At 36.1% G+C, this 15,386-nt stretch carries 12 protein-coding genes and 4 tRNA genes; 11 read left to right on the top strand and 5 right to left on the bottom strand.

What is annotated here, in order from left to right; all coding sequences use genetic code 11:
* The first annotated feature begins 43 nt into the window (after positions 1–43).
* The 7 genes from ACFIK3_RS05620 (at position 44) to mazG (ending at position 8,184) form a co-directional block, all read left to right on the top strand.
* A complete protein-coding gene (locus tag ACFIK3_RS05620; protein ID WP_375657891.1) occupies positions 44–2,362 on the top strand; it encodes an NADP-dependent malic enzyme in 2,319 nt (772 codons plus the stop codon).
* Between the two features lie 189 nt (positions 2,363–2,551).
* Positions 2,552–2,836 (top strand): acyl carrier protein, encoded by a 285-nt coding sequence (locus ACFIK3_RS05615; protein ID WP_005773457.1) that lies wholly within the window; start codon positions 2,552–2,554, stop codon positions 2,834–2,836.
* 10 nt (positions 2,837–2,846) lie between these two features.
* Complete coding sequence (locus ACFIK3_RS05610; RefSeq protein ID WP_375676364.1) at positions 2,847–4,022, top strand: beta-ketoacyl-ACP synthase; 1,176 nt, start codon at positions 2,847–2,849, stop codon at positions 4,020–4,022.
* A gap of 15 nt (positions 4,023–4,037) precedes the next feature.
* Positions 4,038–5,312: a beta-ketoacyl-ACP synthase gene (locus ACFIK3_RS05605; protein ID WP_375631263.1), complete on the top strand. Its 1,275-nt coding sequence runs from the start codon at positions 4,038–4,040 to the stop codon at positions 5,310–5,312.
* Positions 5,313–5,370: 58 nt separating this feature from the next.
* On the top strand, positions 5,371–6,399 hold the full coding sequence (locus tag ACFIK3_RS05600; protein WP_375637475.1) for a zinc-binding dehydrogenase: 1,029 nt from the start codon (positions 5,371–5,373) through the stop codon (positions 6,397–6,399).
* Between the two features lie 6 nt (positions 6,400–6,405).
* Positions 6,406–7,335 carry a lipid A biosynthesis lauroyl acyltransferase gene (locus tag ACFIK3_RS05595; protein WP_273791402.1) on the top strand — a complete coding sequence of 310 codons (930 nt, stop codon included), beginning with the start codon at positions 6,406–6,408 and terminating at the stop codon, positions 7,333–7,335.
* Positions 7,336–7,368: 33 nt separating this feature from the next.
* Positions 7,369–8,184 (top strand): nucleoside triphosphate pyrophosphohydrolase, encoded by an 816-nt coding sequence (mazG, locus tag ACFIK3_RS05590; protein WP_375637474.1) that lies wholly within the window; start codon positions 7,369–7,371, stop codon positions 8,182–8,184.
* A 70-nt stretch (positions 8,185–8,254) separates the two neighbouring features.
* On the opposite strand, the gene ACFIK3_RS05585 is transcribed toward mazG, so the two are convergent.
* Positions 8,255–8,620, bottom strand: coding sequence for an iron-sulfur cluster assembly accessory protein (locus ACFIK3_RS05585; RefSeq protein ID WP_375676363.1), 366 nt, complete (start codon positions 8,618–8,620; stop codon positions 8,255–8,257).
* Positions 8,621–9,224: 604 nt separating this feature from the next.
* On the opposite strand from ACFIK3_RS05585, the gene ACFIK3_RS05580 reads away from it, so the two are divergent.
* Positions 9,225–9,301 (top strand) — tRNA-Pro (locus ACFIK3_RS05580).
* A 251-nt stretch (positions 9,302–9,552) separates the two neighbouring features.
* On the opposite strand, the gene ACFIK3_RS05575 is transcribed toward ACFIK3_RS05580, so the two are convergent.
* Positions 9,553–10,020 (bottom strand): Hsp20 family protein, encoded by a 468-nt coding sequence (locus tag ACFIK3_RS05575; RefSeq protein ID WP_273791398.1) that lies wholly within the window; start codon positions 10,018–10,020, stop codon positions 9,553–9,555.
* A gap of 258 nt (positions 10,021–10,278) precedes the next feature.
* On the opposite strand from ACFIK3_RS05575, the gene ACFIK3_RS05570 reads away from it, so the two are divergent.
* From ACFIK3_RS05570 to ACFIK3_RS05560, 3 genes are all read left to right on the top strand, one after another.
* Complete coding sequence (locus ACFIK3_RS05570; protein ID WP_375629406.1) at positions 10,279–11,196, top strand: alpha/beta hydrolase; 918 nt, start codon at positions 10,279–10,281, stop codon at positions 11,194–11,196.
* Between the two features lie 842 nt (positions 11,197–12,038).
* A complete protein-coding gene (cpdR, locus tag ACFIK3_RS05565) occupies positions 12,039–12,401 on the top strand; it encodes a cell cycle two-component system response regulator CpdR (protein WP_005773448.1) in 363 nt (120 codons plus the stop codon).
* Positions 12,402–12,497: 96 nt separating this feature from the next.
* Positions 12,498–12,572 (top strand) — tRNA-Val (locus ACFIK3_RS05560).
* A gap of 1,838 nt (positions 12,573–14,410) precedes the next feature.
* On the opposite strand, the gene ACFIK3_RS05555 is transcribed toward ACFIK3_RS05560, so the two are convergent.
* The 3 genes from ACFIK3_RS05555 to ACFIK3_RS05545 form a co-directional block, all read right to left on the bottom strand.
* Positions 14,411–14,487: transfer RNA gene (locus ACFIK3_RS05555), tRNA-Arg, on the bottom strand.
* Between the two features lie 39 nt (positions 14,488–14,526).
* On the bottom strand, positions 14,527–14,832 hold the full coding sequence (locus ACFIK3_RS05550; RefSeq protein ID WP_375676362.1) for an ETC complex I subunit: 306 nt from the start codon (positions 14,830–14,832) through the stop codon (positions 14,527–14,529).
* Between the two features lie 89 nt (positions 14,833–14,921).
* Positions 14,922–14,998, bottom strand: a tRNA-Pro gene (locus tag ACFIK3_RS05545).
* Positions 14,999–15,386 lie beyond the last annotated feature (388 nt).

Below are 15,386 nucleotides of genomic sequence, written 5' to 3'. Positions count from 1 at the left end.
GGAACATCTCATATACACATACGCTAACTTGGATATCATAAAAATGTCTAGAGAACGAAATAGTGATTTCAGTTCACCAAAAGCTGAACTTGACAGTGCCGCACTTTTTTATCACCAACACCCAAAACCTGGAAAATTGGAAATACAAGCAACAAAACCTCTTGATAATCAACGTGATTTAGCTCTTGCTTATTCTCCAGGCGTTGCAGCACCATGTCTTGCGATTCATGAAGATCCCAATCTTGCTGCTCAATATACCTCCCGTGCTAATTTAGTCGCTGTTATATCCAATGGAACTGCTGTTCTTGGTTTAGGAAACATTGGTCCACTCGCTTCCAAGCCAGTTATGGAAGGCAAGGCCGTTTTATTTAAAAAATTTGCGAATATTGATGTTTTTGATATTGAAATTGATGCATCCGATATAGAACAAATGGTACAAACAATATCGACCTTAGAACCTACATTTGGTGGTATTAATCTTGAAGACATTAAGGCTCCTGAATGTTTTGACATCGAAGAAAAGCTTCGTGCTAAAATGAAAATTCCAGTTTTTCATGATGACCAACATGGAACTGCCATTATTGTTTCTGCTGCTGTATTAAATGCCTTAAATCTTTCAGGAAAAAAAATTGAAAATGCAAAAATAGTTACCTCAGGTGCAGGTGCTGCTGCCCTCGCTTGCCTTAATCTTTTGGTTCGTCTTGGGGCAAAAGTTGAAAATATTTGGCTTAGTGACTTAGAGGGAGTTGTTTATGAAGGTCGCAAGACCCTTATGGATCGTTGGAAAATCAATTACGCACAAAAAACGGACGCACGAACTTTATCTGATATTATTGATGATGCGGATATTTTTCTAGGCCTATCTGCGGGTGGTGTTTTAAAGCCTGAATATCTTAAAAGAATGGCTCAAAATCCACTCATTTTAGCGCTAGCTAATCCAGTACCAGAAATTATGCCTGAAGAAGCACGCTCTATACGACCAGATGCAATGATCTGCACAGGACGCTCTGATTATCCCAATCAAGTTAATAATGTCCTTTGTTTTCCCTATATCTTCCGTGGTGCATTAGACGTAGGTGCTAGTGCAATTAATGAAGAAATGAAAATGGCCGCTGTTCATGCGATTGCTGCCCTTGCACGTGAAGAAACTTCAGATGTTGTAGCACGTGCATACTCAAAAGAACCACCCAATTTTGGACCAGACTATCTGATCCCCTCTCCTTTTGATCCGCGTTTAATACTGCGTATTGCTCCCGCTGTTGCTAAAGCAGCAATGGCAACAGGTGTCGCCATTCGTCCCATTGAAGATATGGAAGCCTACTATGATATCCTCAATCGGTTTGTCTTTCTTTCTGGTTTAACAATGAAACCTGTTTTTGCTGCAGCAAAAACAGCAAAACGTAAACGCGTCATCTATGCCAATGGTGAAGATGAACGCGTCCTTCGTGCAGCACAAGTTGTCATTGAAGAACAAACAGCAACGCCCCTCCTTATCGGCCGTCCACATGTCGTAGAAGCAAGATTAAAACGCTTTGGTTTAAGAATTCGTCCCGGTATAGATTTTGAATTAACAAACCCTGAAGATGATCCACGTTTTCGTGATTATGTTAATTTATTTTTTCATTATACAGGAAGGCGTGGTGTTACGCCTGAAATGGCAAAAACAGTAGTGAGAACATCAACAACGGCTATTGCTGCCCTTGCCGTTATGCGTGAAGAAGCAGATGCAATGATTTGCGGCTTAGAAGGACGCTTTGAACGCCAACTTGAATTGATTGAACAAATTATCGGTCTTGATCCTAATGTTCACCGTTTTTCTGCTATGAGTTTGCTTATCTCTCAACAACGTACTCTTTTCCTTACAGATACTTACGTCAATGAAAATCCTTCTGCAGAAGAAATCGCTGAAATGACTGTGTTGGCAGCTCAAGAAGTTGAAGCATTTGGAATAACACCAAAAGCAGCCTTATTATCACACTCAAACTTTGGTTCTAAAAACACAGAAAGTGCGCGTAAAATGCGACGTGCAACAGAAATTCTTGCCAAATTACACCCTGATTTAGAAGCAGATGGTGAAATGCATGCTGATGCTGCCCTTTCCAAAGTTTTTCGTGATCGTGTTTTTCCTAATTCTCGTCTTAAAAGTGAAGCTAATTTGCTTGTCTTTCCAACACTTGATTCAGCCAATATCACGCTCAACACTGTTAAAAGCCTCACAAATGCACTCCATGTTGGTCCTATTCTAATCGGGGCAGCACGTCCCGCCCATATCTTAACACCTTCAGTAACTTCCCGGGGAGTTGTTAATATAACAGCCCTTGCTGTCCTTGCTGCCAATAGAAAAAATAGTCTCGTAAAATAAATGCGTAATAAAATTTCAAAGTTTTTTAAATATTGAGATATAGTATTTCATGTACTGTAAACCTCTTTTCTCTATAGATAAAGACAGCTATATTTTGGATTAAGTCTTTTTTTAAAAGAGAAAAAAGGCTAGAAGAACAATATTAAATGTATTTTGAATTTACTAACTCTATAATAAGGAATCCGTACATTGCCTTCCACGTTTGATAAAGTTGCTGATATCATTGCAGAAATCAGTGAAATTGATCGCAATACAATTACACCTGAAAGTCATACAATTGACGATCTAGGAATCGACAGTCTTGATTTTCTTGATATTGTTTTCGCTATTGATAAAGCTTTCGGAATAAAAGTCCCTCTAGAACAATGGACACAAGAAGTCAACGAAGGTACCGTTGCAACAGAAGAATACTTTGTTCTTAAAAACCTTTGTGCAAAAATTGATGATCTCGTTGCCTTAAAACAGGCGGAGTAGTTTTTTCGCCATGCATGATCAATCTGTATTCATCACTGGTATAGGTCTCATAAGCTCTCTGGGTGAAGGAACTGATCAACATTGGAATCTCTTAAATGATCCAATCCGTACACCAAACCTAGATTATACAACTTTTTCACCCTACACGGTTCATAAATTGCCCGAAATTGATTGGAGTTTACAAATTCCTAAAAAAAGTGATCAACGGCAAATGGGAACATGGCAGCGTCTTGGTACCTATGCGGCTGGTCTTGCTCTTGATGATGCCGGCATGAAAAATAATGAACAACTCACTTCAACAATGGATATGATCGTAGCTGCAAGTGGGGGAGAACGTGATATTACTGTTGATACACAGATTCTTTCTAAAGCGCGCGCAGTTGCCGATCATACCTCTATGTTAAATGTTGCTCTTTCAACTGAACTTCGCCCAACATTATTTTTGGCACAACTTTCAAACCTTTTGGCAGGAAACATTTCAATTGTTCATAAAGTCACTGGATCATCTCGTACATTTATGGGAGAAGAAGGCAGTGGTCTTTCTGCACTTCAAATTGCTGTAGCTCGTATTAAATCAGGTCAAAGCACCCATGCTCTTGTAGGAAGTTCCTATAATGCACAAAGTTATGATATGTTGTTGGCGCATGAGCTTGGTGGTCTTTTAACCCATAATGGATGGAGCCCAGTGTGGGATCGTGAAATCCACCCCGGCGGCGGTATCATAGCCGGTTCTGGTGGTATCTTCCTAGTTATTGAAAGTGGAGAACATGCCAAAAAACGCAATGCACGTGCTTATGCTGAAATTAACCAAATTATTACAGACCAAACAGATAGAACCAAAATTCCACTTAGAGAGTCAATTGCAACAATGTTGAAAACTGCTGGCGCTAAATCTGCCTTAGCCATTTCAGCAGCCTCAGGAGCTCACGAAGCAACAAAAGCAGAACAAAATGCTCTTGATAATGCTGATCTATCTTATCGTGGCATTACAACATTATTTGGTTATATGAGGGAAGCACAATTTCCTCTAGCTCTAGCTCTTTCAGCACTTTCAATTGAAAAAAAACATTGTTTTCCAGCGTTAAGTCCTCATGAAAAACCTTTTTCTAAAGAAGTACGTGAAATATTTGTTACAACTATTGGTATAAAAAGAGCTGAAGGTATTGTGCGTCTTACAGCTGTTTGAAGGGGAATTTCTATAGTGAAATATCATGATCATTTTGGGCGTCCACTTGTAGCAATAACTGGTGCAGGCATTGTCACATCACTGGGACAAGGGAAACATGAAAATTGGCAAAAATTAACAAGTGGTGTAAGTGGTATCCACAAAATAACACGTTTTCCCGTTGAGGGATTAAATACATATATTGCTGGAACAATTGATTTTCTTAAAGAAAGTACACTTGGTGCTTCAGCTCTCTCTGAGAAGCTTGCACATCTTTCTGCTGAAGAAGCTTTAGAACAAGCTGCTATTGATAAAAAAAAATTTAATGGACCACTCTTTCTAGCTGCTCCTCCTGTTGAACTTGAATGGAAAGCACGTTTTAGTCTTGATCAAGAGGAAGAATTCAATAATGAGCCTTCTTATGCACATCTTCTTAAAGTCTGTAAGGATAAACTCCATGAGACGCTTTTTGAAGCCACACAATTTGGTGCAATTGCAGAAAAACTTCAAAAAACATTTGGCACAAAAGGACTTCCTGTTACACTTTCCACTGCCTGTGCATCTGGTGCAACAGCAATTCAATTAGGTGTTGAGTCTATTAGACGGGGAGAAACAAATCGAGCTCTCATAATTGCGACAGATGGATCAGTTTCAGCAGAATCTCTCATCCGTTTTTCGTTACTATCTGCTCTTTCAACTCAGAATGAGCCTCCAGAAAAAGCAGCAAAACCCTTTAGCCGTGATCGAGATGGTTTTGTTATGGCAGAAGGCTCAGGCGCTCTTGTTCTTGAATCTCTTCAAAGCGCATTAAACCGTAATGCTACAGTTTTAGGAATTTTAGCTGGCTGTGGAGAAACCGCCGATGACTTTCACCGTACACGTTCAAAACCCGATGCATCACCAGCAATTGAATCCGTTCGCAAAGCTTTAGACGATGCAAAAATAACCATCAATGAAATTGACTATATTAATGCCCACGGAACTTCAACACCTGAAAATGAGAAAATGGAATATCTTGCATTATCAACAGTATTCGGTGATCTTTTAAAGCATATTCCAGTCTCTTCTAATAAATCAATGATTGGGCATACATTAACTGCTGCTGGTGCAATAGAAGCGGTTTTTTCGCTTTTAACCATTCAATCGGGGATACTTCCACCGACAATAAATTATGATAATCCTGACCCTGCGATCCCTTTAGATGTTGTTCCTCATCATAGCCGTAAGGCCTGTGTCAATGCGGTTTTGTCAAACTCATTTGGATTTGGTGGTCAAAATATGAGTCTTGTTATCACTGCATATAAAGGATAATCCTTTAATAATAAAATTTTATAACGCTAACCTAATAATATATTTAAGGGGGATGATAATGCGTGCACTGCAACTCTTCGATGATCGTCGGCTTGAAATCACCAATATTTCCCCGCCATCTTCACCTAGTATAGGTGAAGTAACTGTGCGGATAAAAGCCGTTGCTCTTAATCATATTGATGTATGGGGATGGCGTGGCATGGCTTTTGCGAAAAGAAAAATGCCACTCATCATTGGTGCAGAAGCCTCTGGTGAGGTTATACAAATAGGAGATGGCGTTGAACATCTCCAACTTGGACAGATTGTCTCAATTTATGGTGCACAAACCTGCGGAGTATGCCAAGCTTGTCATGAAGGACGGGATAATCTTTGCAGTCAGGTAAAGGGAGTCTACGGTTTTCACCTTGATGGATTTGCGTGTGAGCTTGTCAATTTGCCAGCACGTTTATTAGTTCCATCACCACCCCAATGTGATGAATTGCAGGCAGCAGTTGCTCCAATTACTTTTGGTACCGTAGAACATATGCTTTTCGATAACGCAAAACTACAAGCAGGAGAAACAATCCTGATACAGGCTGGTGGTTCAGGTATTGGTTCTGCAGCCATTCAACTTGCAAAACACATGGGCTGTACAGTTATCACAACTGTAGGTTCAGATGAAAAAATTGCAAAAGCACACTCTCTTGGGGCAGATCATGTGATTAATTATCGTAAAGATCGTTTTGAAGGTGTAGTGCGTAAATTAACCCAAAAAAAAGGTGTTGACGTTGTTTTTGAGCATGTTGGTGTAGATACATGGAACGGTTCTCTGTTATGTATGAAAAAAGGAGCACGTTTAGTGACTTGCGGTTCTACCTCTGGTGTTTCAGCACCAATAAATCTCATGCAATTATTCCAGCAACAGCTTAAGATATTCGGTTCATTTGGCTGCCGTATGGAAAATATGAAAAATGCCATGCAAAAAATGGCACAAAAAGCCGTACACCCTGTCATTGATACAATTGTTGGGCTGGATGAAATTGATACAGCTTTAAAACGAATGGAGAGCCGTGATGTTTTTGGTAAAATTATCCTTAAAATCGATTAAATCATGATGAAGCTTTCTCTTAAAAATCTCATATATCGTATTAAAATTATAGCTAAAAAAATATCCTACTTGTTATGGGCATATCTGCTCTTTGGTTCTTTATTTATTCTAAAATGTTTTCCAGCCAAAATGGGAATTTCTTTTTTTGCTTGGTTAGCAAAAAAAATTGGTCCCCTTGTACATCGTCATCAAATCACACTTGCAAACCTTAGGAGTGCATATCCAGAAAAAACAGAGCAAGAACTCCGTGCGATTGCAATAGAAATGTGGGAAAATATAGGACGTTTCCTAGCCGAATATATTTTTCTTGATAAAATTTTTGATTTTGATCCTCATGCAGACGAGCCAGGTTTCATTGAGGTTAAAGGTATTGAAATATTTGAGCGATTAAAAAATGAAAAAAAACCACATATTTTTTTCACCGCACATACTGGAAATTTTGAACTTCTGCCTATTTGTGCACAAAGTTTTGATCTTAATGTTACGGTATTATTTAGACCACCCAATAATCCCTATGTTGCCAAACGAATCCTTAAAGCACGACAAACTTCTATGGGACACCTTGTTCCCTCCAAGGCCGGAGCAGCATGGGCATTAGCAGCCAAATTAGAAGAAGGTGAAAATGTTGGTATGCTCGTTGATCAAAAATTTCGCCGCGGTATCATGGGAACATTTTTTAACAGACCTCTTAAAACAAACCCCTTAATTATAAAACTTGCTCGACAATATGACTGTGATATTTATCCAGCACGTTGTATTCGTTTGCCTAGTGGACGTCATCGTTTAGAGTTATATGAACATGTAGAACTTCCACGTGATGAAAAAAATGATATCGATATAGCTGCTTCTACGCAAAAATTAAATGATATTGTTGAATCTTGGGTCCGTGAATATCCTGGACAATGGATGTGGTTACATAGGCGTTGGGACATCTAACATAAGCTCTATTGCTTACAAAGGAAGTGCAAAATGTTAGCCTCAAAAGATATCAAAGATCTCACAGCAATTATCACTGCATTACGAAACTCTGATAATGGTTGTATCTGGCATAAAAAACAAACTTTTGAATCCCTCATACCCTATATGCTCGAAGAAGTTTACGAAGTCATCGATGCCATTGAACGAAAGAATCGAAAGGATCTCTGTGAAGAACTTGGGGATCTTCTTTTACAAGTTGTCTATCATGCTACCATAGCACAAGAAGAAGGCAGCTTTACTTTTGAAGATGTTGTTTATGCAATCACGGAAAAAATGATTCGACGCCATCCTCATGTTTTTGGAAATGCCGAGCAAAAAAAACGAGGATTTATAAAAGAGGAGTGGGAATATATAAAAAAAAGAGAACAGGTTGAACAAAAAAGAATGTGCGAAGAAAAAAACAACAATTCCTCCACAAGCATACTCGCAAAAGTAAAACAAATCCAGCCAGCAAACCAAGAGGCACTTGCTTTACAAGAAGCAGCAGCTAAAGTAGGTTTTGATTGGCAAAAAAGTGATAAAGTTTTTGAAAAAATAGAAGAAGAACTCGAAGAGCTCAAAGAAGCCATCAAAAATAAACAAAACTCAGAGATAGAAGCAGAGTTTGGAGATCTCTACTTTATACTCCTTAACCTCGCGCGCCACTTAGCGATTGATTCACAAAAAGCATTAAAAAAAACGAATATAAAATTTCGAAATCGTTTCGCCTATATTGAAGAAAAGCTATCCACTCAATCTAAAACACTCACTGACGCATCCTTGAATGAAATGGAAGCACTTTGGAAGCAAGCTAAAAATGAACAATAAAAAATAGTAGATTTCTTCTACCTAAAAGAACAATACCCTCTAAAATTACTAAATTATAATTTAGCTCAGCTCAATTTGTTTTATATTGATCCTGCGTAGCAGGACGAAGTTCCACCGATTCTCCACACCCGCATGCTGAAACTTGATTAGGATTTTTAAAGATAAAACCAGACCGCAGCGTTGTCACTTCATAATCCATCTGCGTCCCTAATAAAAATAATACCGCATCATGTGCTACAAAAACACGGGCACCATTCACTTCAACAACATCCGCATCTATCCCCTTTTCTTTGACAAGAGTAATTGTATACTCCATCCCTGCACAACCACCTTTTTTGATACCAACAAGAATACCCTGTGCATCTTTTGCATCCATAATCGCTTTAACACGATCCACTGCTGCTTGCGTCAACTTTATTACCGAAAAACGGCTCATCCTTTACTCTTTTCTTAGTTCAATAGACACTTTGAAAGTTTTTCCTCTATAATATTTTATCTGATATTTCAGAAAAAAAACAAAACATAAATTAAAGCATTCTGACCTTGTTTATTTGGATAAAAATACATACCCGTAAAATGAGATTTATGATTATATAATCCAGAACTTACAATTTTTTGTCCACATAAAATGCAAAATACCTCATCTATAAAAACTCTAAAAAAATGAAAACTTTTCAAAACCATACATTCACTCCTCTTTTTTTGAAAATCTTTATCTTTTTAGAAACGTAACGATTAGGTAAGAAAAAAAATATACCTTCCGCACTCATTTGCTCCAATTCATACCCCTAAAGTCACCAATCTTACCCCCTCACAATCTCAAAAGTAATTAAATGCATACATCTATTAACTATAGTGCTAAAAATTTAATGATCACAAAGAATTTTACAAATTCGTTATTTATCTTGAATTAACAACAAAATATTGATGTCCAAAATTTTTACTTTCAAAAGCTCTAAGTGCAAGAGCATTTTAGATTATTCTGTTTATTTTTTCTCTTGCCTTTAAAGAAACAGTCATTTAATCGTTTTACACAAACTCGGAGCGTAGCGCAGCTTGGTAGCGCACTTGACTGGGGGTCAAGGGGTCGTGGGTTCAAATCCCGCCGCTCCGACCATTTTTAAAATGCTATAAAATAAGCTTACTTAAAAAGTGAATTATTATGCATTTCAATTGCACACACATGAAATTTTTCTTCAACATAGAATAATGTGCAATGATATTTTATCATAAATTCGAGATAAGCTGTTTTATTTAAATGCGCTTCTTCTTAGGAAAACACATAAAAAACGCGAGACAAAAGGTCTCGCGTTTTTTATTCTTCAGAAAAATTTATAATTATTCGATCTCATATTTTCTAAATTTTCTTTACACGATAATGTCGCTGTTATCATTTTTTGTAATGGATGGTGACATCTGTACGGTTATCTTTTTAGGTTTTAATTCAGCTGGCATTTCCCTTTTAAGCTGAATATGAAGAAGTCCATCTCCGAGTTCTGCCCCAATAACCTTAACATGATCAGCTAAATGAAAACGCCGTTCAAAAGCACGCGAAGCAATACCTCGATAAAGGAATTCTCGCTCTTCATCATCATTTTTAGACTTTCTGTCTCCCTTAACGATCAGCTGGTTACAATGCGTTTCAATATCAATTTCATCTTGAGAAAAACCAGCAACAGCCATAGAAATTCTATAAGAATCTTCAGTTAAACGCTCGATATTATAAGGGGGATAAGAAGAAACTTCGTCTGGTTGTGTTCTAGAATCAAACCAGTTAAAAAGATGATCAAAACCTACTGTGGAACGATAAAATGGTGAAAAATCTACTTGACGCATAATATTGCCCTCCTCTAGAGCGACTATAATTTATAACTAATTCACAAAGTTCCCACATGGCAAACTTACTTGTGAACCTGCGGCCCCATCATGGCAACCGCACTATATTATCTAGTAATCGTTTTTCTTTATTTCAACTCTTTGGGACCTAAATTGATAAAAACTATCTAAAAAGCAATATACCCCTTTTTAAATCCTTTTTCTTCATTACATAAATGTCAAAGCACTAAGCAGCAAATACACTGTAAAGGATTTCAATTGGAAACACCTCTTTATCCCATAGACTGGGGGGCCACTCCTCTTAATGTCCATCATGGTACTCTTAAAATAGCAATAGATCATGAAATTCGTTTTGCTATAACATATCCTGAGGTGGAAAAATCTAAGGGAACAATTGTTATTCTCAAAAGCTACGCAAATGCTTTAGAAAAATATTTTTTATTAATAAATGAAATTTCTAAACGCGGTTTTCATACAGCAATATTTGACTGGTTTGATCAAGAAAAAACATCCCTCAAGATAAGAAAACAAAACAGACATCATTATTTTGATATAAATAACGATATTAATGACTTATATAAATTTCTTAAAAATATTGTTTATCCTAATTGTCCGCCACCTTACTCTATGCTTGCCTACGGCATAGGTGGATTGATAGCACTTAGCGGATTAGATCTCATTAATCATCAGTTTAATAGATTGCTCTGTGTTTCTCCCCTTTTTGCTCCATTCGGCAATAAAACAAATGGTTTTCAACATAAATTAACACAATTTCTTTCTGATATAGGTCTTGGCTTTATACCAGCGAAAGATGGTAAAAAATTAAACAAAACAAAACAAAAAAATATACAATTGGGACACATACATAAAGTGCCGCTCTCTTCCATTAAGCCCCCAACATCCCAATGGATAGCATCAGTATTTAATGCGATTGATTCTGTGAAGAGAAATGTACTTCATGGAGATTTACGAATCCCAACACTCTTTATTCTTGCCAATCAAAATAATATTGCAAACAACATTGAAGTGCAGCAATTATGCCAACACACACGTCTGACAGAAAGTATTACTATTACAGGCGCTGAACTGGATACAATTATGGTTAACGAAGATTATAAAAAGCAATTTTGGGCTGCATTTGATGCATTTATTCCCGATAATGTATCTGTAAAATAACACTAAACCTTAATTTCCGCTCCGCCCTATCAAAAAAGAAATTTTCTACGAGCATTGGATCTACAAACACTTTTTAATATAATGGATTTTACTTTCCAACCACTCATATGATTCGTTTTCTAGCCTCTACAGACAAGCCATGACCTAAATATTCACCACGCATTCTAATAAAAAAACTAATATACAAAGTATATCATTACATTAAACAATATTATTTTTATCATAAAAAATAACTTAATAAAAAACTACTTATATAAATAAAAATAATAAATCTATCTTAATATAACATGATACATATTTATAAATAAAGCATCAAAATACTATTTTTGATTTGTTATAAAATACTCATTTAATATTATATCTAGAAAAATAATATTTTTCATCTATTTAAGGAAAAAAACTGGAAATAAAGCGCATTTATAATATTTATTACAAATCTCTATAAAAACAAATAACTATAAAATTTCTATTTCTTAGGAGAACTTTTTAAAAACAATAAATTAACATAATATTCTTTTAATTTATCGATATAGAAAGTCCCTACAATAATGGTTTTCATAAGTTTTTTAATGGAATTCTGATAATAATCAGCAAATTTAAAAGAAAAGATAACAATGAATCATCTTAGAAGTTTTAGAGCCCCCCTTCTTTTTTCAAAATCACATATATTTCGAATTTAACCAACTCACAACGAATATGCTGTATTCTGAATAAGAATGTAAGAATTAACCATTTTGCCATTCATTTCAATTATGAGCATTTTACCATCTTTTTTCTAAATACTCTATATTGTATAATTGATGCGGCAAAACTCTGACAAATGGAGCCATTGGAACATAATCATGAAACGAATCCTGCTCGCAGAAGATGATAACGATATGCGTCGCTTTCTCGTAAAAGCCTTAGAACGTGCAGGCTACGAAGTCGCCGATTTCGATAATGGTATTAGCGCATATGAACGTTTACAAGAAGAGCCATTTTCCCTTCTCCTGACTGATATTGTGATGCCAGAGATGGACGGAATCGAACTTGCACGACGTGCTACTGAGATTGACCCTGATTTACGAGTAATGTTCATTACAGGTTTTGCAGCAGTAGCACTCAATTCAAATAGTGATGCCCCTCCTGATGCAAAGGTTCTCTCTAAGCCATTTCACTTACGTGAACTCGTCAATGAAGTTGAAAAGATCCTTATCGCTGCTTAAAAAGTATTTTTAAAGTTATTTGCATCTGTTGAAAGAGAAAATGAAATTAGGCATTGACGTTTGGCATTCTATATGGTGTATGCAACATCAATGAATGGGCGTGTAGCTCAGCGGGAGAGCACTACGTTGACATCGTAGGGGTCACAGGTTCAATCCCTGTCACGCCCACCATTCAACTTTATAGTATAAATAAATTATTGAATTATCGTATTCTTCCAAGGTGCGGGATGCGTAAATAAAGGTTCGGAAATAAGATTTTGCAACATGCCTCTACAAAGGGCATGCCTTAGGGAGTGTTCTAATATTTTTTACGTTCTGATAGCGCCTCTTGGGGGAAGCCATCTAAAAGTATCACAAACGTAATAACAACATCATTTTGCAACAGATTAGAAGTTGGATTTTAAAATTCTTTCGACAAGCATAGGCTTCTGTTCTAAAAAATATTGTTTATTTCCTGATCTATCCCCTGTTTTTCTTAATTCTTTCATGTCTATTGGTAACACTTGTTGTCCAAACAGTTAGATATAACCACAGTCACTTCGATAGATATAAAACACTTAACCTTAGAGCTGTATTTTGAGTTTACCAATTACAGATTATAATAAAATATTAAAAATAGTAAAAAAACACGATAAAAGCAAATTTTTTCATTCTAAAAATACATTGATTTATAATCATGTTTTATTGTTTGCCATGTTGAATGAGAAATCCGAATATCGTAATGTTTTCTCATTTCAAACCTAATTTATATTGAATCAAACAAAACCGTCTCTCTTACACGTCATAAGAGGAATTAGTATTAAGTAAAAATTGTATAAAAAAGCACAAAAATGCCGATAAATGCCTCAAGTGCTAAGATCTATTGCAACATCGGAGGCTAACAAATAGGCAAAGTATATGATAGTGTCAGCTTATTTCTTCATAAGTGTAAAGATGATGGAGCTCAATGGATTTATCATTGTACCATTCACGAGCGCCAGCATGAAGTGAGCTTTAAGAGATATCTCTTAAAACAAAGCCTGTAAAATGGCATTCTCCTCACACTATATTCTTATTGAAATAATGATCACCTTGAACCGTGTGAGTTTAGATCTTCAGATCTCATCTGTATAACATTTTAATGTGATTGTTATCCAATATTAAAATACTTCTAACATGATGTACAAACTATAAAGAAATAAGAAAAAACATTTGAAAATGTAAATATGAAATCTAAAAATTTAACTCTAAGATACAATCTATCTTCATTCATATAAATACACAGTATACATTCTTAAACCTATAAGACTAAGAAAACCTAAACATTGATGCAACCTATAACCCTACCTGAGAAACAGTGACAATCATGTTAAATCAAATTGTCCGCAAGTGTCTCTCATTGAAAAAAACAATATCTTATCTGGACGGCACATATAACAACTTTTTATACGAAAAAACTATAAAGAAGTAATTCGTTATGAATCACAGCTTCCAAGACAAGAAGATATTCCCTACCTCTTGTGCCGTCTGTAAATTCTCATCATAAACAGTTCTAAATCGAATCCATCATGCCTTGTATCTAATCAAAATCGATCTTACCAAAGATCATGCTGAAAAACGTAATAATATTATTCATAAAAAATAAAAAAAATCACAATAGATGTTTTTTGGCAATTTCACCAGCATTAGCCGCAATGCTTAAATCTAATCTAAGAAATAAAATATTCATTTTCAGAAAGATGAAAAGAAGCTCGTAAAAAAGAGTTTTTGCAATCTGTTTCCTAAAGCATGTGATATAGTAGCAACACGCGGCAAGAATATGCAATGCTAAAGTTTCAGCAATCAAAAGCAATTTTTACTGAAAAAAGAGAAAACAGCACCATTTTATACTAAAACAGTCAACAGAAAACGTTTAGCAACAAAATCAACCAAAAAACATCAAAAAGGTTCGGGAGTTTACAGAAAAATAAGCTAATAGAATAAAAGGAAAACTCTCTAACTTTTTATAGCCTATTAATATCATTTAAACATGGTGATCCCGACAGGATTCGAACCTGTGACCCACGGCTTAGAAGGCCGTTGCTCTATCCAGCTGAGCTACGGGACCCAACTGATTATTTTCTCAATTCAAAATAGCATCTTTAATTCAATGTGTCCAAGAATGCTGCCGATCACTGCGAAAATTATCAGAATAAGAAACAGCACGTCGAATCGACGTATGTTTCTTTTCTACACGGTAAGAGATAGCATTCTTACGCGCAAAAGCAATCGCTTCTTCCTTCCTATTAAATCGGATTCTTACCTGATTATTCATATCAGACGTTGCCGTATACCCCATAAGAGGTTCAAGCATTTTCGCTTTCACCGGCTCATACTCTAGAATCCAAAAACCTGTATTCCCCTTACCTGACTGCATAGCTGTCTTAGCAGGACTATAAATACGTGCGATCATGCCTTTTTCCTTCAGATTACACAACGCTTGAATGATAGTTTCTCACCACACGTACCCAATTGGGTCATTCTCACACACTCAATCAAATATGGTCGGAGCGATAGGATTCGAACCTACGACCCCCTGATCCCAAATCAGGTGCGCTACCAGGCTGCGCTACGCTCCGCCATTTACATTTACTTGATGCACATTTCCTAAAATTTTCACAACAGAAGTGCAAGAGAAAAACACACTTTTTTTTAATTTTGTTGCATTTCTTTACAAAAAAGCACATTTTTAAATCTTTTTCCCTATTCAATAACAGATTTATTAACAAGTAGTAGAAAATAACCTCCGTAGAAAATCCAATCTATATTAAAAAAGAATGAATTTCTCTATAAGGACTTCATAATTTTTGTCCTGTTTTAAGCAAGCTCTCACTGTATCAAAACGCATTCCACAGATACAATTTTAGAAAAAAACGACTTAAATATCATAGAAAAACTTTCCCAAAGAGCACATAAGCCAAAAAATTAAGCTGTATTAAGCTTTTTCCTCTCTTTTTCTATCTTCCC

Origin of the sequence: Bartonella sp. CB10SXKL (assembly GCF_042195515.1) — a bacterium.
Lineage (GTDB): Bacteria > Pseudomonadota > Alphaproteobacteria > Rhizobiales > Rhizobiaceae > Bartonella.
The sequence above is the reverse complement of the archived record's forward strand: the minus strand, read 5'-3'. Positions and strand labels throughout refer to the sequence as shown.

Coding starts and splice junctions, on each gene's coding strand:
- ACFIK3_RS05620 (WP_375657891.1), top strand. CDS start 44: ATGTCTAGAGAACGAAATAGTGATTTCAGTTCACCAAAAGCTGAACTT.
- ACFIK3_RS05610 (WP_375676364.1), top strand. CDS start 2,847: ATGCATGATCAATCTGTATTCATCACTGGTATAGGTCTCATAAGCTCT.
- ACFIK3_RS05600 (WP_375637475.1), top strand. CDS start 5,371: ATGCGTGCACTGCAACTCTTCGATGATCGTCGGCTTGAAATCACCAAT.
- ACFIK3_RS05595 (WP_273791402.1), top strand. CDS start 6,406: ATGAAGCTTTCTCTTAAAAATCTCATATATCGTATTAAAATTATAGCT.
- mazG (WP_375637474.1), top strand. CDS start 7,369: ATGTTAGCCTCAAAAGATATCAAAGATCTCACAGCAATTATCACTGCA.
- ACFIK3_RS05585 (WP_375676363.1), bottom strand. CDS start 8,620: ATGAGCCGTTTTTCGGTAATAAAGTTGACGCAAGCAGCAGTGGATCGT.
- ACFIK3_RS05575 (WP_273791398.1), bottom strand. CDS start 10,020: ATGCGTCAAGTAGATTTTTCACCATTTTATCGTTCCACAGTAGGTTTT.
- cpdR (WP_005773448.1), top strand. CDS start 12,039: ATGAAACGAATCCTGCTCGCAGAAGATGATAACGATATGCGTCGCTTT.
- ACFIK3_RS05550 (WP_375676362.1), bottom strand. CDS start 14,832: ATGATCGCACGTATTTATAGTCCTGCTAAGACAGCTATGCAGTCAGGT.